The 18,568-nt window shown below is 67.9% G+C and carries 11 protein-coding genes; 6 read left to right on the forward strand and 5 right to left on the reverse strand.

What is annotated here, in order from left to right:
- Nucleotides 1–68: 68 nt before the first annotated feature.
- From ACSQ3N_RS25610 to ACSQ3N_RS25625, 4 genes are all read right to left on the reverse strand, one after another.
- Nucleotides 69–1,835, reverse strand: coding sequence for an MFS transporter (locus ACSQ3N_RS25610; protein WP_436148012.1), 1,767 nt, complete (start codon nt 1,833–1,835; stop codon nt 69–71).
- 94 nt (nt 1,836–1,929) lie between these two features.
- Nucleotides 1,930–3,450 carry a DUF3999 domain-containing protein gene (locus tag ACSQ3N_RS25615; protein ID WP_436147821.1) on the reverse strand — a complete coding sequence of 507 codons (1,521 nt, stop codon included), beginning with the start codon at nt 3,448–3,450 and terminating at the stop codon, nt 1,930–1,932.
- The gene (locus ACSQ3N_RS25620) at nt 3,447–6,467 is read right to left on the reverse strand and encodes a DUF2339 domain-containing protein (protein ID WP_436147822.1); all 3,021 of its coding nucleotides are present in this window, start codon (nt 6,465–6,467) and stop codon (nt 3,447–3,449) included. Before ACSQ3N_RS25620 ends, ACSQ3N_RS25615 begins: the two co-directional genes overlap by 4 nt.
- A 395-nt stretch (nt 6,468–6,862) precedes the next feature.
- On the reverse strand, nt 6,863–7,345 hold the full coding sequence (locus tag ACSQ3N_RS25625; RefSeq protein ID WP_056171295.1) for an Lrp/AsnC family transcriptional regulator: 483 nt from the start codon (nt 7,343–7,345) through the stop codon (nt 6,863–6,865).
- Between the two features lie 168 nt (nt 7,346–7,513).
- On the opposite strand from ACSQ3N_RS25625, the gene ACSQ3N_RS25630 reads away from it, so the two are divergent.
- From ACSQ3N_RS25630 to ACSQ3N_RS25655, 6 genes are all read left to right on the forward strand, one after another.
- Nucleotides 7,514–11,089, forward strand: coding sequence for an indolepyruvate ferredoxin oxidoreductase family protein (locus tag ACSQ3N_RS25630; protein ID WP_436147823.1), 3,576 nt, complete (start codon nt 7,514–7,516; stop codon nt 11,087–11,089).
- 299 nt (nt 11,090–11,388) lie between these two features.
- Nucleotides 11,389–11,724, forward strand: a complete 336-nt coding sequence (gene yajC, locus ACSQ3N_RS25635) for a preprotein translocase subunit YajC (RefSeq protein ID WP_056171299.1) — start codon at nt 11,389–11,391, stop codon at nt 11,722–11,724.
- On the forward strand, nt 11,721–11,894 hold the full coding sequence (locus tag ACSQ3N_RS25640; RefSeq protein WP_436147824.1) for a hypothetical protein: 174 nt from the start codon (nt 11,721–11,723) through the stop codon (nt 11,892–11,894). Before yajC ends, ACSQ3N_RS25640 begins: the two co-directional genes overlap by 4 nt.
- Nucleotides 11,895–11,909: 15 nt before the next feature.
- Nucleotides 11,910–13,793: a protein translocase subunit SecD gene (secD, locus tag ACSQ3N_RS25645; RefSeq protein ID WP_396506986.1), complete on the forward strand. Its 1,884-nt coding sequence runs from the start codon at nt 11,910–11,912 to the stop codon at nt 13,791–13,793.
- An 11-nt stretch (nt 13,794–13,804) separates the two neighbouring features.
- Entirely contained in the window at nt 13,805–14,755 is a 951-nt protein-coding gene (gene secF / locus ACSQ3N_RS25650) for a protein translocase subunit SecF (protein ID WP_056171303.1), read from the forward strand.
- 17 nt (nt 14,756–14,772) lie between these two features.
- Nucleotides 14,773–17,190 carry a DUF1631 domain-containing protein gene (locus ACSQ3N_RS25655; protein ID WP_436147825.1) on the forward strand — a complete coding sequence of 806 codons (2,418 nt, stop codon included), beginning with the start codon at nt 14,773–14,775 and terminating at the stop codon, nt 17,188–17,190.
- A gap of 158 nt (nt 17,191–17,348) precedes the next feature.
- On the opposite strand, the gene dprA is transcribed toward ACSQ3N_RS25655, so the two are convergent.
- Nucleotides 17,349–18,551 (reverse strand): DNA-processing protein DprA, encoded by a 1,203-nt coding sequence (gene dprA, locus ACSQ3N_RS25660; RefSeq protein WP_436147826.1) that lies wholly within the window; start codon nt 18,549–18,551, stop codon nt 17,349–17,351.
- Between the last annotated feature and the right edge of the window lie 17 nt (nt 18,552–18,568).

An 18,568-nucleotide genomic window follows, 5' to 3' on the forward strand; every position in this document is an offset into this window, starting at 1 on the left:
GCATGCCGGGGCCGCGCCGCTCAGGGTAGGTATTGTGAGTCAGCCGCGGTTCGGGCCTTGCCGAGCCGTCACGACTCGACCGCCCAGCGCGTCACCCGCGGCGGCGCGTCGCCCACATGGAACGCGAGCTTGCGGTCGCGCAGCGCCACGTCGGACGCCGTCACGCGGTCGAAGCGCCGCAGGTGTTCCGTCCACGACTCGTCCTCGATGCGCTCCACATAGCGCGCGGGCTGGCTGATGTCGTGCAGCAGCTGCCAGGCCAGCGCGCCCTGGCGCAGGCGGCTGCGGCGGCTCTCTTGCATCACCGCGCGGAATTCGGCGGCACGCGTGGGGTCGATGAAATACTCGATGGTGACCACCACGTGGCCGGTGCCGGGCGGCGCGTCGGCCACGGGCGCCTTGAAGGCGCGGGAGGGGCTCAGGTCCTCCTCCATGCTGCGGTCGGCCACCAGGCGCTGCACCAGCAGCATGGCCACCACGCCGGTGCCCGCGGCGATGCCCAGGCTCACGTGCACGTCGCTGAGGGTGGCCACCTGGCCCCACACCGCGGCGCCCAGCGCGGTGGCGCCCATGATGGCCATCTGGTAGATCGACATGCCGCGTGCGCGCACCCAGTTGGGCAGTGCGAGCTGGGCCGATACGCTCAACGAATTGGCCGTGGTGATCCACGCCATGCCGGCCACGAACATCGCGGGCACGGCCACATACACGTTGGGCGCCACGGCCATCACGCCCGTGGCCGCGGCCTGCAGGGCCGTGCCGCGGATCACCAGCACATCGCGCGCCATGGCCTGGCGCAGGCGCGGCAAGAACATCGCGGCGGTGATGGCCCCCGCACCCATGCTGGCCAGCAGCAGCGTGAAGGTGCCTGCACCGCCGCCCTCCAGGCCGCGCGCCAGCAGCGGCAGCAGGGCCAGCAGCGCGGTGGCGTGCAAGAAGAAGATGGAGATGCGCCACAGCACGGCGCGCATGCGCGGCGACTGCCGCACGAACTGCAGGCCCACGCGCATGGCGCTGGGCAGCCTTTCGCGGCCCAGCGGACTGGGCACGTGGGTGCGCTTCCAGCGCATGATGACCAGGCCCGAGATGATCGACAGCACGGCATTGAGCACGAACACCCAGGCGCTGCCCGCACTGGCGATGATGGCGCCGGCCAGCAGCGGGCCGATGATGCGCGACGCGTTCATCGCCACGCCGTTGAGGGCCAGCGCGGCCGGCAGCTGCGGGCGGCTGACCAGCTCGGGCACGATGGCCGCGAACACCGGCCAGCGCATGGCCAGGCCGATGCCGTTGGCAAAGGTGAGCATCAGCAGCAGCGGCGCCGTCATGCCGCCGGCCATGACGAACACGCACAGCACCAGCGCCACGGCGGCCACCCAGAACTGCGTGGCGATGAAGTAGCGCCTCCGGTCCAGGATGTCGGCCAGCGCACCGCTGGGCAGGCCCAGCAAAAAGACGGGCAGGGTGGAGGCCGACTGCACCAGGGCCACGAGGATGGGCGAGCTGGTGAGCGTGGTCATGAGCCAGGCGGCTGCCACGTCGTTCATCCACATGCAGGTGTTGGCCGCCACCCAGGTGAGCCACAGCATGCGGAACACCGGCACCGACAGCGGCGCCAGGGGCGACAGCGAGGCCGCCTGGCTCAGCTGCGCGGCGGCGCTCTGGTCGAGCTGGGCGGCAACGGATTCTTCGGTGCCCTGCGCGGTCGCGGCGTGGTCTGCGGCGGCCGCGTCGTCGGTCGGCCCGCGCGCTGCGGCATCGGCAGCGGGGGTCAGGTCAGGAGCGGGGGTGGGCGCAGTACTGCGCGTGCTTTCGTGGGACGGCAAAGGTGGCATGTCCTGCCATTGTGCGACGGTTGGCGCGGCCATGGTGCGTGCGGCGCCGAATAGCCACCTTGGCAGAGCGCCGCACGGTCACCACACGGCACGGTCACACCGCATCGCGCGGCGAATCCGGCGCACTGCTCGCGGGCTCCATCGCCGGTTGGCTCGCCGGTTTTGTCTGCCGCATCAGCAGCCAGGCCATGAGCCCCAGCGCGCCGACGCCGGCCAGCAGCACACCCCAGAGCACCCAGCTGCGCGTGGGCAGGCCGTCGCTGGCTGTGGCAGCCGCCACCAAAGGGCCGTCCGCGGGCTTGCCGCCGGTGATGTCGGCGCGGGCCACATCGGCCATCGCCAGGGGCAGGGTGTTCTCCTGCTGGGGCTGGTAGCCCGGTACCAGGCTCGCCAGGGGCAGGAACGCGCTCGCTGCCGCACTGGCGCCGGGTAGGCCAGCCGCCAGGGTGAACGGCCCCTGCCCGCTGGCCAGGAAGACCAGTTGCGCTGGCTCGAACTGCAGCGCGATGTCGGGCGCGGCGGCAAAGCCGGCCGATTTGGCGTCGGCCTCGATCTTGACGTCACGCACCGAGGCGCCGCCCAGTTCGACCGGTGTGTTGGTCTGCTCCTTGCCGCCCGTGGACATGCGGTAGACCGTGGCGCTGGCCAGGTGCGCCCAGGGCCGTTCGCGGTCGTTGCGGCCCAGCACGCGCACCGGCACCAGCACGTTGCTGCCCTGCAGCGTGATCTTGAGCGCAGCGACCGGTGTGGCGAACGGCAGGGCGAACACCAGCTCGCGCGGGTTGTTGCCCAGCGGCGGCACGGCCATGCTGGCGCTGACGCGCTCGCGCGGGCCCGCGCCGCGCGAGGTGACCAGCGTCGCACCGCGGAATGTCACCGCGGCATCGCCCCAGGTCACGCGCAGGTAGTGGTCCTTGAGGTCGGCCCGTTGCAGGTCGATGTGCTCGCTGCCCAGGCGGCCCGGTGCCGCTGGGGATGGGGTTGTGCCCGCCGCGTCGGCGCGGTACAGCACCGTCTCGGCCAGCGGCCGCCAGTTCTTCAGGTCCCGGCTGGCCTGCACCGTGAAGGTCACCGGTTGGCCGGCGGGCAGATCGGCGTCCAGCGCCATGCGCGCCACGGGCAGTGGGATGCTGCGTGCGTCCAGCAGCGCGCCGCGCACGGATTGCGCACCGCCAGGGGCAGCCGTGCCCGCCGTGTCGATCTGCACCACGCGCCGGCCCTGCTGCTCCTCGATGCGCAGCGACAGGCCTTCCAGCCCGGCCTGCCCTGGTGTGCCGGGCCCGCCCAGGATGGGATAGGCCGGCAGCACCACCGATTCCTCCGGCGCACTGGCGGCCGCCACGCCGGCCAGCGCCATGGGCACCGGCTGACCTGCGCCGTTGAAGAGGCGCACGTCGGCATAGCCTGGGCTCTGCAGGCGCACCAGCACCTCGGCGGGCAGCATGACGCGCTGCAGCGGCGCATCGGCCGCCAGCGTGACAGGGATGCGGATGGCGTAGGCGGCCGGGCTGTTGGCATCGGCCGCCGCCTGGGTCGCGCCCGCGGCCAGGCACAGGGCGGCAGCGGCCAGCCAGGCGGCTACGGGCCGCGGCAGGTGGTGACGGGGAGACTTCATGACAGTGATTCCTCTTGCGCCGGGGCCACAGGCGCCGCAGGCGCGACCGGGGGGACCGGCGCGACCGGCGGAGCATCGGGCGCCGCACGGGGCGCGGCCTTGGGCGGCAGCGGCGCGAAGTAGCCCACCACCAGCATCAGCACACCCACCGCGATGAAGGCAATGATGCGTTCGGCACCACCGGCGTTGGACAGGTCGATCAGCAGCAGCTTGACCACCACCAGCCCCAGCAGGCCTGCGCCCACCAGCCACAGCGGCCGCTGCACGCGGCGGTGCGCCAGCACCATCATGCTGAGCGCCAGCAGCGTCCACAGGATGGCGTAGCCGGTCTGCACGACGAAGCTGTCGAACAGCGCCGAGGCATCCCAGCGCACGCCGAAGAAGTGGTGGGCCACGCGCAGCCACACCGTGTTGATCGCGATGAACACCAGCAGCGCCAGCGCCACCAGCGCATGGCGGCCGACGACCCAGCCCGCGTGGGCAGGCTGCGGCTGCGCCGACACCAACACCCGCCGCCAGAACACCAGGCCGCCCAGCGCGAGCGCCAGGGTCAGGTCCGTGGGGTTGAGCAGCGGGATGTAGGGCAGTGGCGCGGTGTGGCCCGACGAATGCACCGCGGCCAGCAGCGAGCCCCAGAACACCAGCACCGCCAGCGGCAGCGCTGCCAGCCAGTAGTAGGCCTCGGCATGCGGGTTCAGCGGCCAGGGCAGCGCTGCGCGTGCCGCAGGCCGGTTGCCGCGGCCGGCCCACAGCGCCAGCGCCATCAGCACCGCAATGGCGCTGACCAGCATGACCACGCCAGCCCACGAGGTGCGCCACAGCTCGGCCTTGCCGATGCCGGACCACAGGCAGTCGGCCAGCAGAAAGGTCACCAGCCACGCCGTAGCGGCATGGAACCAGCCGAAGGCCGACATGCGCACTGCGGGCTTGCCGTCCCCAGCGGCCGCCGCCTGCAGGCGGTCGGTCTGCCGCAGCATCCACACATGCAGCGCCAGCACCACCGGCCACACGGCCCAGGCGGGCGTGGCCAGCACGCGGTAGCCGTCGCCCACCTGCGCGACAAAACCCAGCGCCAGCACGGCGATGGTGCCGCGGGCGGGCCAGGTGGCCACAGCCCAGCGCGTGCGCAGGCCCAGCACCATCGACAGCGCAGCGCTGAGCACGATGGCCAGCATGGCCAACAGTTCGGTCACGCGGTCGGAGAACACCGGCACGGGCCACTGGCCCGCCTCCAGGCTGGGCACGCGCCGCGTGATCTCGAACAGCCAGGCCAGGCACCAGAAGGCAAAGCCGTAGAGGTATGCGGGGCTGGAAAGCCGCGATTCGATACCCGCATAAGCCTTGGCCCAGGCCGAGCCACTGTGTGGCAGCGGCTTGCGCAGCCACCAGGCCAGCAGCAGTGCCGGCAGCGCGATCAGCAAGGCGCCCAGGAAGGCCGGGTTGATCAGCGGCAGGGCCGATACGCTGGAGACGCCGTCCATGAAGGCCAGCATCGCCACGCCCTGCAGCACCAGGCCGAAAGCGCGCGGCATCCAGCGGGCCTGGCGCATGCCGACCCAGAAGGCGCCAGCGCCCTCGAGCGCCCACACCGCCGACGTCCATTGCGCGTCCAGCGCCAGCGGCACGGCCAGCGTGGCAAAGCCCACACCGATGGCGATGAAGCATTCGATCAGCAGGCGGTAGCTGCCCTGCGCGCGGCGCACCAGCACCATGGCGGCCAGCAGGTACAGCGCGGCAAAGGCCAGCGCCGAGAAGGCGGTGCCCAGCTCGAACGGTTGCGCCAGCCCGGCCTGCAGGCCAAAGCCCACCAGCGGCGTGCCGAAGACCAGCATGGTGTCGACCGCGTTGCCCAGCCTGGTCGGCGTGCTGCGGGCATACAGGATGGCCGCGAACAGGTAGATGAGTACGAAGACCGCGAGGAAGGGCTGGGTGCTGGCGTACTGGTCGGGCACGTACTTGAGCACGCCCCAGGCCGAGGCCACGCCGAAGGTCGCCACGAAGCCCACCACGTTCAGCACGCGCCACGAGCGCTTGTAGGCGATGAACAGAATGGCCAGGTTGAGCAGGGTGTAGTAGCTGAACAGGCCGACGTGGCTGCCTTGGCCCGTGGACAGCAGGATGGGCGCCGCGAAGCCACCGGCGAACGCCGCCACCGCGAGCGAGCGCGAGTCCTGCAGCAGCGCCAGCGCGCAGCTGGTGGCGCAGACCGCGATCATCAGCGCGAAGGCCAGCGTGGGCGGCAGCAGCCCGTAGAGCCGGAACGCCGCGAACACCGTGAGGTACATCACCGCCACGCCGCCGCCCTGCAGGGCCAGCGCGAACGCGGGCTTGTCGGTGCGCTTGCGGAAACCGACTACCAGCAGCGCGATGGCCACGCCGGCAATCGCGGCCAGGCGGAATTCGACCGGGAACAGGCCCGCCGAGGCTGCGTACCGCGCCAGGAAGGACAGGCCGATGAACAGGATCACCAGCCCGACGCGCACGATGGTGTTGCCGCCGAGGAACCAGTTCTTTGCGGCCAGCACGGCCAGCTCGATCGGGTTGGGCTGGGCGGGCGGCGCGGGAGGACGGGGGCGGGTGGCGGCAGGCGAAGGGGGCTGCGCGAGCGGCGGCGGATTGGCGGGCAGGCCTTGCGGCGTGAGACCGCCCCTGCGGGGCGCGTCGTCCACCTCCAGCAGTTCGTCGTCCGCAGTGGGCGCGGCCGCGACCGGGACGGGGATTTGCGACGGAACAGGCGCGGGGACCGGCACCCTTGCCGTGGCAGCAGGCGCCCGCTCCAGCTCAGCGATAGCCGATGCCGCCGATGCCGCCGATGTGGCTGGCGGCGCAGGGCTGACGACGGGCTTCGCGGCGTGCGCCTGCAGCTCGCTGCGGATCGCAGCGCGGATGGCCCAGCGCAGCGACAACCCGGCAAAAAAGCCCAGGATGCCGCCGATGTACGGCCCCAGCTCACCGTAGCCGTAGCCCGGCAGCACGGAGCCCAGCACCGCGCCCCAAAAAACGCCCCAGAAGATCATGCCGACCCCTCCCTCGTTGGCGCCCCGGTCGACAGGCTGGCGGCCTGTGCTCGAAGGGAGCCGTAGTTATTGATTGATGGACCCACCAGAAAAAACCGCCGTCACTGCGGTGCCACGGCCCCGCGCCCCCGGCCGTGGGCACGGGGCAGGCCGCTGGCGGGGCGTGGTGGTGGTGGATGCAGCGCGCACGAAGCCTGGCTGGCTCCGCGATGCTTCAGCAGGCTTATACAGCACACCATGCTGCGGGAGGGCGCCTTAACGCCTTGTTACGTGGGCGGTACCGGCGGCGCGCGTGGCCGGAGCGCTGCCGCAGCGGCAGCACGCCGGTACGGGATCAAAACTGGCCCTACCGCCTGTCTGGCAAGCGCCAGCAGCTACCAAATACATAGCAAACGTCATTTGGCACGCGCCAGGTGCGTGAGCGGCAGCGCGCTGCTGGCCTTGACCTCGCCCAGCGAGAAGCTGGTGTGCATGTCTTTCACGTTGGGCAGGTTGAGCAGCACCTCGCGCGCGAACTGCGAAAAGCTGTCCAGGTCGCGCGCCACCACCTGCAGCTCGAACGTGCCGGTGCCGCTGATGTAGTGGCAGGCCACCACCTCGGGGATGCGTGCGATCGCGGCCTCCATCTCGCGCGTCAGGTTGCCGGTGCTGCGGTCGGCATCGAGCCGCACGAAGGCCAGCACCCCCAGGCCGATCTTGTGCCGGTCGATCTCGGCGCGGTAGCCCTTGATGAAGCCCTGCTCCTCCAGCGCCCGCACCCGGCGCCAGCACGGAGCCGCCGACAAGCCCACGCGCTGGGCCAGTTCGGCGTTGGTCAGCCGGGCATCGACCTGCAGCTCGTTCAGGATCGCGATGTCGAATTTATCCAAATTGTTCATATCAGCGCGATTTTAAGAAAGATCCTTTCCAAATCAAGGGTAAACCTAGCATGAAAACGAAAGGACATATCCCTTCGGAGTGCATAAACTGTGCTTCAAACCGTTGAAACTCCCTCTGCGCTGCCCACAAGGCGGTGACAGCAGGCCGTCACCCCACAGGAACTACCCATGAACGCCCCGTTGCCCGAACACATTCGCAAGGCCCTGGAAACCGTCACGCTCGATGACAAATATTCTTTAGACAGTGGCCGGGCGTTCATGAGCGGGGTCCAGGCCCTCGTGCGCCTGCCCATGCTGCAGCGCCAGCGCGACGCGATGGCCGGCCTCAATACGGCGGGTTTCATCAGCGGCTACCGCGGCTCGCCGCTGGGCACGTATGACCAATCTTTGTGGGCGGCCAAGAAGCACCTGGCGGCCAACAACATCGTCTTCCAGCCCGGGGTGAACGAGGAACTCGGCGCCACGGCCGTCTGGGGCACGCAGCAGCTGGACCTGTACCCACAGTCCAAGAAGTTCGACGGTGTCTTCGGCATCTGGTACGGCAAGGGACCTGGCGTGGACCGCTGCTCGGACGTGTTCAAGCACGCCAACATGGCGGGCACCGCCAAGCACGGCGGCGTGATCGCGATTGCGGGCGACGACCACATCAGCAAGAGCAGCACGGCCGCGCACCAGAGCGACCACATCTTCAAGGCCTGCGGCACGCCGGTGTTCTTCCCGAGCAGCGTGCAAGAGATTTTGGACATGGGCCTGCACGCCTTTGCCATGAGCCGCTTTTCGGGCGTGTGGTCGGGCATGAAGACCATCCAGGAAGTGGTGGAGTCGTCGAGCAGCATCTCGGTGGACCCGGACCGCGTGAAGATCGTGATGCCCGAGGACTTCGTGATGCCGCCCGGCGGCCTGCACATCCGCTGGCCCGACGCGCCGCTGGAGCAGGAAGCGCGCCTCATGGACTACAAGTGGTATGCGGCCCTGACGTACATCCGCGCCAACAAGCTCAACTACAACGTGATCGAAGGCCAAAACGACCGCTTCGGCATCATCGCCAGCGGCAAGGCCTACAACGACACGCGCCAGGCCCTGGTGGACCTGGGCCTGGACGACGACACCTGCCGCCAGCTGGGCATCCGCGTGCACAAGGTCAACGTGGTCTGGCCGCTCGAAGCCACTATCACGCGCGACTTCGCCCAGGGCCTGCAGGAGATCCTGGTGGTCGAGGAAAAGCGCCAGGTCATCGAATACCAGCTGAAAGAAGAGCTGTACAACTGGCGCGCCGACGTGCGCCCCCACGTGCTGGGCAAGTTCGACGAACCTGAAGGTGATGCCACCGGCGGCGAATGGTCCATGCCCAACCCCAGCCAGAACTGGCTGCTGCGCGCCAAGGCCGACCTGACCCCCGCCATCATCGCCAAGGCGATTGCCAAGCGCCTGAAGAAGCTGGGCGTGTCGAGCGACATCATCGCGCGCATGGATGCGCGCATCGCCGTCATCGAGGCCAGCGAGCGCGCGATGACCGAGCTGAAGGTGGACACCGGCGAGCGCGCGCCCTGGTTCTGCAGCGGCTGCCCGCACAACACCAGCACCCGCGTGCCCGAAGGCTCGCGCGCCGTGGCCGGCATCGGCTGCCACTACATGGCCAACTGGATGCCCGACCGCAACACGTCGACCTTCACGCAGATGGGCGGCGAGGGCGTGACCTGGGTGGGCCAGGCGCCGTTCACCACCGATCAGCATGTGTTCGCCAACCTGGGCGACGGCACGTACTTCCACAGCGGGCTGCTGGCGATTCGCCAGAGCATCGCGGCGGGCACCAACATCACCTACAAGGTGCTCTACAACGACGCCGTGGCCATGACCGGCGGCCAGCAGGTGGGCGAGCGGCCCGAGGGCCACTCGGTGCTGCAGATCATGAACAGCCTCAAGTCCGAAGGCGTGGCCAAGCTCATCATCGTGACCGACGAGCCGCAGAAGTACGACGGCGTGGCACTGGCCGAGGGCGTGACGGTGCACCACCGCGACGAGCTCGACACGCTGCAGCGCCAGTTCCGCGAGATCAAGGGCTGCACGGTCATCATCTACGACCAGACCTGCGCCACCGAAAAGCGCCGCCGCAGGAAGCGCGGCACGCTGGCCACGCCCGACAAGACCGTGGTCATCAACGACCTGGTGTGCGAGGGCTGCGGCGACTGCTCGACCAAGTCCAACTGCCTTTCCGTGGAGCCGGTGGAAACGGAATTCGGCCGCAAGCGCCGCATCAACCAGAGCACCTGCAACAAGGACTACTCGTGCGTCAACGGCTTTTGCCCGAGCTTCGTCACGGTGGAAGGCGGCAAGCTCAAGAAGCCCAAGAAGGAAAAGAAGGGCGACCTGTCGGCGCTGCCGTCCCTCCCTGAACCCGTGCTGCCGGTGGCCGAAACCGCCTGGGGCATCGTGGTCGGCGGCGTGGGCGGCACGGGCGTGATCACCATCGGATCGCTGCTGGGCATGGCCGCGCACCTGGACGGCAAGGGCGTCATCACGCAGGACGCAGGCGGCCTGGCGCAAAAGGGCGGTGCCACCTGGAGCCACATCCAGATCGCCAACCGGCCCGAGGCCATCTACACCACCAAGGTCGACACCGCCAAGGCCGACCTGGTGATCGGCTGCGACTCCATCGTGGCGGCGCACAAGTACACGCTGGCCGTCATGCAGCCGGGCCGCACCTTCGTGGCGCTGAACACGCACGGCACGCCCACGGCGGCCTTCGTGACCAACCCGGACTGGCAGTTCCCCGGTGCCAACTGCGACAGCGCGATTGCCGCCGCAGTCGGTGCGGGTGGCGTGGGCAGCTTCGACGCCGAGCAGGTGGCCACCCAACTGCTGGGCGACAGCATCTACACCAACCCGCTGATGCTGGGCTACGCCTGGCAAAAGGGCCGCGTGCCTTTGAGCCTTGCATCGCTGATGCGCGCCATGGAATTGAACGGCGTGCAGGTGGACAACAACAAGGCCGCCTTCGAATGGGGCCGCCGCTGCGCGCACGACCTGGCGTCGGTGCAGGCACTGTTCCAGGCCGCGCAGGTGATCCAGTTCGTCAAGAAGCCGTCGCTGGCCGAGACCATCGCCAAGCGCGTGGACTTCCTCACCGGCTACCAGAACGCGGCCTATGCGGCCGAATACCACGCCTTCGTCGAGAAGGTCAAAGCCGCCGAGTCCCGCCTGAACATCGGCACGCGCCTGAGCGAGGCCGTGGCCCGATACCTGTTCAAGCTCATGGCGTACAAAGACGAGTACGAGGTCGCGCGCCTGCACACCGACAAAGCCTTCACGGACAAGATCGCCAACATGTTCGAAGGCGACTACAAGCTGGTGCACCACCTGGCGCCCCCGCTGACGGCCAAGAAGAACGACCGCGGCGAACTGGTCAAGCAGCCCTTCGGCCCCTGGATGCGCAGCGCCTTCGGCGTGCTGGCCAAGCTCAAGGGCCTGCGCGGCACGGCGTTCGACGTGTTCGGCAAGACCGAAGAGCGCCGCATGGAACGCGCGCTGATCGTGGAGTACCGGGCCTGCATCGAAGAACTGCTGGCGGGCCTGACGGCCGACAACCACGCCCTGGCGGTGGAAATCGCGCGCATCCCCGAAGAGATCCGCGGCTACGGCCACGTGAAGGAGCGCCATCTGAAGACCGCGCGGCCGAAGTGGGACGGGTTGATGGTGCAGTGGCGTGGCGGCGCGACTGCCTCCACCGAGCGCCGGGCGGCTTGAAGTTCGGCCCGCGGGCTGCATCTGTGACCTGAGGCCCGCGCACCCCGCGGGCCTTTTGCTATGAATTAAGGAGCTGCCAGCGCTTTTCCATCAAGCGCTAGCGGCCATTTTTATTCATATCGATGCAACCACCCTGCCTGCAGCGCCTGTGCAGCAAACACCCGGCGCGGGCTTGGGTCTTCGCCCTTGGGGCGCAGGCGGGGGGCCGCATACAATGTCCTGTTCCGCCTTGGCGGGCGCCCAGGCGCCTGCGTGGGCGGTTTTTGTGTATTTTGACCATCCGTTGTGGAGTGCCACCCGTGTTTATTTCTTCCGCTTTTGCCCAGACCGCACCCGCCGCAGCCGCTGGCGGCGGCGGCATGATGTCCTCGCTGACGAGCATGCTGCCCCTGGTTCTCATGTTCGTGGTCTTGTACTTCGTCATGATCCGGCCCCAGATGAAGCGCCAGAAGGAGCACCGCGCCATGATCGACGCCATCGCCAAGGGCGACGAAGTGGCCACCTCGGGCGGCATCGTCGGCAAGGTGACGCGCCTGTCCGAAGGTTTCCTGCACATCGAGATCGCCAGTGGCGTGGAAGTGCAACTGCAGCGCAGCGCTGTCGTGCAAGTCCTGCCCAAGGGCTCGGTGAAGTGAAGAAGAACAACCCCCTGAGCGACTGCGCTGCCTCCCTCTTCGTCTTGCGCGCTGCGCGCAAGGAGGCGGGCGATGCCGGTGGTCTGGCCACGCCAGCGCCACGGCATGTCTGGCATGGCCAGGCGCAGGCTCATGGGGCTGCTGGCGCGCATGGCGCCATGGACAACTGAGGTAAGAGCGCGATCATGAACCGTTATCCGGTCTGGAAGTACGCGATCCTGGTGATCGTGCTGCTGGTGGGGGCCCTGTACACCCTGCCCAATTTCTTCGGTGAGGCACCTGCAGTGCAGGTCTCGTCGGCCAAGGCCACCATCAAGGTGGACGCCGCCATGCAGCAGCGGGTGGAAGAGACGCTCAAGGCCGCTGGCGTGACGCCCGACTTCGTGGCGCTGGAAGGCAACTCGGTGCGCGCGCGCTTCGACACGCCCGACAACCAGCTCAAGGCCAAGGACGCGCTGCAAAAGGCGCTGGTGCCCGACGCCAACGATCCGTCCTACATCGTCGCGCTGAACCTGGTGTCGCGCTCGCCACTGTGGCTCAAGGCGCTGCACGCCAACCCGATGTACCTCGGCCTGGACCTGCGCGGCGGCGTGCACTTCATGCTGCAGGTGGACATGCAGGCGGCTCTGACCAAGAAGGCAGAGTCGTACGCCGGTGACATCCGCACCGCGCTGCGCGACAAGAACATCCGCCACGGCGGCATCAGCCGCGACGGCCAGAACATCGACATCCGCGTGCGCGACGAGGCCACGCTCACGGCCACGCGCAACCTGATCACGGACCAGTTCACCGACCTGCAGGTCACGAGCACGCCGGACGGCAGCGAATTCAAGCTGCGCGCCGCCATCAAGCCCGAAGCCACCCGCAAGGTGCAGGAGCAGGCGCTCAAGCAGAACATGGTCACGCTGCACAACCGGATCAACGAGCTGGGCGTGGCCGAGCCGGTGATCCAGCAGCAGGGCCTGGACCGCATCGTGGTGCAGTTGCCCGGCGTGCAGGACACCGCCAAGGCCAAGGACATCCTGGGCCGCACCGCCACGCTGGAAGTGCGCATGGTGGACGAAGGCACCGAGGCCCGCTCTGCGGAAACCGGCCGCGGCCCCGTGCCGTTCGGCTCCGAGCGCTACCTGGAGCGCAGCGGCCAGGCCATCATCGTGAAGAAGCAGGTCGTGCTGACCGGCGAGAACCTCACCGACGCCCAGCCCGGCTTCGACGGCCAGACCCAGGAGCCCACCGTGAACCTCACGCTGGACGCCAAGGGCTCGCGCATCTTCAAGGACATCACGCGCGAGAACGTGGGCAAGCGCATGGCCATCGTGCTGTTCGAAAAGGGCAAGGGCGAAGTGGTCACGGCCCCCGTGATCCGCAGCGAAATCGGCGGCGGCCGGGTGCAGATCTCCGGCCGCATGACCACGGCCGAAGCCAACGACACCGCGCTGCTGCTGCGTGCCGGCTCGCTGGCCGCGCCCATGGAAATCATCGAGGAATACACCATCGGCCCGAGCCTGGGCGCCGACAACATCGAGCGCGGCATCCACAGCGTGGTCTGGGGCATGGTGGCGATCGCCGTCTTCATGTGCATCTACTACGCGCTGTTCGGCGTGTTCTCCACGATATCGCTGGCCGTGAACGTGCTGATGCTGCTGGCCATTTTGTCGATGCTGCAGGCCACGCTCACACTGCCTGGCATTGCCGCCATGGCGCTGGCGCTGGGCGTTGCGATCGACTCCAACGTGCTGATCAACGAACGCATCCGCGAAGAACTGCGCGCGGGCGTGTCTCCGCAGGCGGCCATCCATGCGGGCTACGAGCGCGCCTGGGCGACGATTCTCGATTCGAACGTGACCACGCTGATCGCGGGCCTGGCCTTGCTGGCCTTCGGCTCCGGCCCGGTGCGCGGCTTTGCCGTGGTGCACTGCATCGGCATCCTGACCAGCATGTTCTCGGCCGTGTTCTTCTCGCGCGGCCTGGTGAACCTCTGGTACGGCCGCCAGAAGAAGCTCAAGAGCGTGTCGATCGGCCAGGTGTGGAAGCCTGAACCTGACACCGCTGTGGCCAAGACGAACTAAAGGAGGAAGACATGGAATTCTTCCGCATCCGAAAAGACATCCCTTTCATGAAGCACGCGTTGATCTTCAACGCGATCTCCTTCCTCACCTTTGCGTTGGCAGTGTTCTTCCTGCTCACGCGCGGGCTGCACCTGTCGGTGGAGTTCACGGGTGGCACGGTCATGGAAGTGGCTTACAGCCAGCCGGCAGAACTCGCCAAGGTCCGCGAGACAGTGGCGGGCCTGGGCTACCCGGACGTGCAGGTGCAGAACTTCGGCACTGCGCGCGACGTGATGATCCGCCTGCCCGTGCAAAAGGGCGTGACGTCGGCACAGCAGAGCGAGCAGGTTCTGGGGGCGCTGAAGGCAGCCAACCCCGAAGTCACGCTGCGCCGCACCGAGTTCGTGGGCCCGCAGGTGGGCGAAGAACTGGTGCATGGCGGCCTCATGGCGCTGGCCATGGTGGTGGTGGGCATCGTCATCTACCTGGCTTTCCGCTTCGAGTGGAAGTACGGCGTCGCGGCCATCATCGCCAACCTGCACGACGTGGTGATCATCCTGGGCTTCTTCGCGTTCTTCCAGTGGGAGTTTTCGCTCGCCGTGCTGGCGGGCGTGCTGGCGGTGCTGGGGTACTCGGTCAACGAGTCGGTCGTGATCTTCGACCGGATCCGCGAGGCCTTCCGCAAGTACCGCAAGATGACCACCCACGAGGTGATCGACCACGCCATCACCAGCACGATGAGCCGCACGATCATCACCCACGCCTCGACCGAGGCGATGGTGCTGTCGATGTTCTTCTTTGGCGGCCCCAGCCTGCACTACTTTGCGCTGGCGCTGACCATAGGCATCCTGTTCGGCATCTACTCGTCCGTGTTCGTGGCTGCGGCCATCGCGATGTGGCTGGGTGTGAAGCGCGAAGACCTGATCAAGCCCGCCAAAAAGGACGAGGATCCGAACGATCCCCATGCCGGAGCTGCTGTCTGAGCCGCTAATATCTGTCCATGCAGCCCACACCGTCGTCCGTCCCCCAGCGCCGCCTGGCCCGGCAGGCGCGCCAGCGGTTCGTGGAGGGCATTTGCGGCGGACTGCCCGAGCTGCACAAGATCGTCCTGGACTTTCTGACCACGCTGATTTCCCAAACCGGTACGGCCCGCGAGATGCAGGCCCACCGGGACACCTGGATGCTCTACCAGCAGCGGCATGCGGTCTGGACAGACCGCGCCGCCAAGGCCTGGCGCGAGGCGCTGGCACCGCACACCAGCACCAACCGCGGCCAGCTCGCGCCCAACGGGCTGGGCAATCAGTTCGAGCTGCTGAGCGACGATGTGGTCGAGAACAAGATCCTCGCCTCCCGCATGGCGCTCACGCTCAACGAGCAGGTGGGCCCCCAGTTCGATACCCTGCGCCAGCGCACCCAATCGCTGGAAGGCCAGGACCTGGACGGCAACGACATCCTGCGGCCTGAAACGGTCTGCGTGCTGCTGGTGGAGCAGTGGGTGGAAGCCGGCATGCCGCGTACCGACCTGCAGGTGGTGGTTGACCCGCTGCAGCGCGAACTGGCCAACCTGCTGCAAAAGCAGTACCAGGCGGTCAATGTGTTTTATGTGGAGCAGGGCGTCACGCCACAGGCGGACCTGAAGTCGCGCGTGCGCCGCACGGCCAGCGGTGGTGTGGCTGGCGTGGGCAGCGAATCCGGCGCGGGCGGCCTGGCCTCGCAGGCACTCGCCCAGACACGCGACGCCATGGCGGCAGCCGCTGCGGCGCGGGGCGGCATGATGGCCCCGCCCGGCCGCCACATGGGGGGCATGGGAGGTATGGGACCTGCGGGCTCCATGGGTCAATACCCGCAGCAGCGCATGCAGCAGCAGCCCCCCGGTTATCCGCAGCATGGCATGCCCACGGGCTTTGCCACGGGCATGACGCCGCTGGCACGCGCCCGGCAGCGGGCCCAGGGCGTGATGGGCCAGCTGCGCAGACTGCTGACTCAGCCGGCCACCGGCTTTGACATGGTGAACGCGCCTCCGGCCTCGGCCGCGTTGGCCCATGCATTGACCGCGCACCGCGTGCAGGCAGACACGTACTACAGCGGTGTGGCCACCCTGATGGAAGACTACAGCCCCGCGGGCGTGGTCCAGGTGGCCGGCGCGGTGCGCGAGCGTTCCACGGAGCTCAAGAAGAAGGCATCGTCCGCGGGCGAGAAAGCCATCATCGAAGTCGTGGCCCTGATGTTCCAGAGCATCCTGGCCGAAGACCGCATTCCGCCCGCCGTGCGCGTGTGGTTTGCGCGGCTGCAGGTGCCGGTGCTGCGCGTGGCGCTGGCCGAGCCCGAGTTCTTCAGCAACCTGACCCATCCGGCGCGCCAGTTGATCGACCGCATGGGTGCCTGCGTGATGGGCTTTGACGCGACCAGCATCAACGGCAGCGCGCTGGAGGCGGAGATCCGACGTGTGGTGCAGGTCATCGAGCAGTACCCCGAGACCGGCCGCCGCGTGTTCCAGCTGGTCTACGACGAGTTCGAGAAATTCCTGTCCAAGTTCCTGACCGAAAAACAGGCGACATCGCGCCTGGTGAGCGTCGCCCAGCAGGTGGAGCAAAAGGAAACGCTGGCGATCCAGTACACCATTGAGCTGCGCACCATGCTCAAGGACATGCCGGTGCGCGACGAGATCCGCGAGTTTTTGTTCAAGACCTGGGCCGAGGTACTGGCCCTGTCGGCCGTGCGCGACGGGGCCCAGCATGCGGACACCATTGCATTCAAGCGCACCGCCGCCGACCTGGTCTGGGCCGCCAGTGCCAAGCCACACCGCAGCGACCGGGCGCAGGTCATCCAGAACCTGCCCGGCCTGCTGCAGCGGTTGCGACAGGGTTTGGAGCTTCTGGGGGTGAACGGCGCCACGCAGGATGCGCAGATCAAGACCCTGACCGACACGCTGGCCGACGCCTTCTTGTCCAAGACCGCATCGATCCCGCAAGCGCACATCGACGCGATGGCCAAGCGGCTGTCAAATCTGGAAGATTTCATCGGCGACGCGACGCTGGGCGAGATGCCGCTCAATGCCGACAACATCGAGATGATGCTCGGCATCGACGCATCGTCCATCCACGTGGTGGCCGACAACGGCGCCCCGGTGGAGGACAACATGGTGGCCTGGGCCCAGGAGCTGCAACCTGGCACCTGGTACACGCTGGACCACAACGGATCCTCGGCGCAGGTGCAGTACGCGTGGCAGAGCCAGCGCAAGCAGCTGCACCTGTTTGCTGCCGTGGATGGCAGCAGCTACCTGATCCAGCTGCGCCGGCTGGCCGCGTATCTGCAGGCGGGCCTGCTGGTTCCGCAGGACGAGGAAGGCCTGACAGTGCGCGCTACGCGGGATGCACTGGCCAAGCTGGATGCGAACCCGGAGAGGTTGCTGGGCTGATGATGCTGGGGGCAGGGCGAAGTCGCCGCCTTTGCAGGACCTGGAGTGGCTGCCTGTACTGACTGACGGTCAGGCGCAGGCAGGATTTCAGCCAGTCATACCATTGACTGTAAGAGCACGGCGCTGGCGCCTCACATGAACGAACGTCACCGCAGCGATCAAGCAGCGGCCAAACGCTGAAACAAACCGCCCGGCAAGCGCGCTACCCGGCCATCAAGTTCCAGCTCCAGCAAGCCCACCTGCACAGGCGCGGCAGCCATTCCAGTGCGCGCCACCAGCGCATCCACACTGATAGGGTCGAAGCCCAGAGCCTGCAGCAGCGGAGTCTCGGGCGCCACGGTGCTCATCGTGCCACCCACCCCATCGTTGCCGGCGATGTCCGCATCCGTGGATTGTTCAGGTGCCACTGACGCTGCAGTCACAGGTACGGAAGCGGTAAAGCGCAGTTCCTCGAGCACATCCTGGGCAGATTCCACCAGCTTCGCGCCCTGGCGAATCAGCGCGTGGCATCCCCGTGATTGCGGGGCATGGATGGAACCGGGAATCGCGAACACCTCGCGGCCTTGCTCCACGGCCATCCGCGCTGTGATGAGCGACCCGGACGCCAGCGCAGCCTCCACGACCAGGGTGCCCTGCGACACGCCAGAGATGATGCGGTTGCGTTTGGGGAAATTGCCGGGCAACGGCGGCGTGCCCAGCGGGTACTCGCTGACGAGCAGTCCGTTTGCCGCAATGCGGTGCGCAAGATCGAGGTTCCTGCGGGGGTAGACACGGTCGAGCCCAGTGCCCACCACGGCGATGGTGGCCGCAGCGGGAGCCCCTTTAGATGCCACATCCAGCGCACCTTCGTGCGCCGCAGCATCCACACCCAGGGCGAGGCCCGAGACGATGGTCAACCCGGCGCCATGGAGTGCCCGCGAAAACAGCCGTGCGTTGTCTGCGCCCTGGGCCGTCGGGTTGCGGCTTCCAACCACTGCCAGGCAGCGTCCTGCAGGGAACGGGCTTTGCGCCAACAGCCGGGCCGGTCCCATGAGGTAAAGCAGCAACGGGGGGTCTTCGGTCTCCAGCAGGGCCTGCGGGTACCGGCTGTCCCCCAGCGTGACCACCGCGCGGGCAGGCCCTTGTGGATCAGCTTCGTGCAGCCAGCGCCAAGTCAACTCCACCAGCGCGGCCCAGGTGTCCGGCACCGTGCAGAGCGCGCGCGCCTGGGCGGCACTCACATGCTGCCGCAGGTCCGTGTCGGTCTGCTGAAAGATGGTTTGCGGAAGCCCAAAACGCGCCAGCAGGCTGCGCGCAGTGCTGTTGCCCACGCCTTGGCTGAGCGTCAGGCGCAACCATGCGCCGAGTTCTTCACGGTCCATGAAAGGAAGAGGAGGAG

The organism is Acidovorax sp. LjRoot194, from assembly GCF_964253015.1.
Lineage (GTDB): Bacteria > Pseudomonadota > Gammaproteobacteria > Burkholderiales > Burkholderiaceae_C > Acidovorax.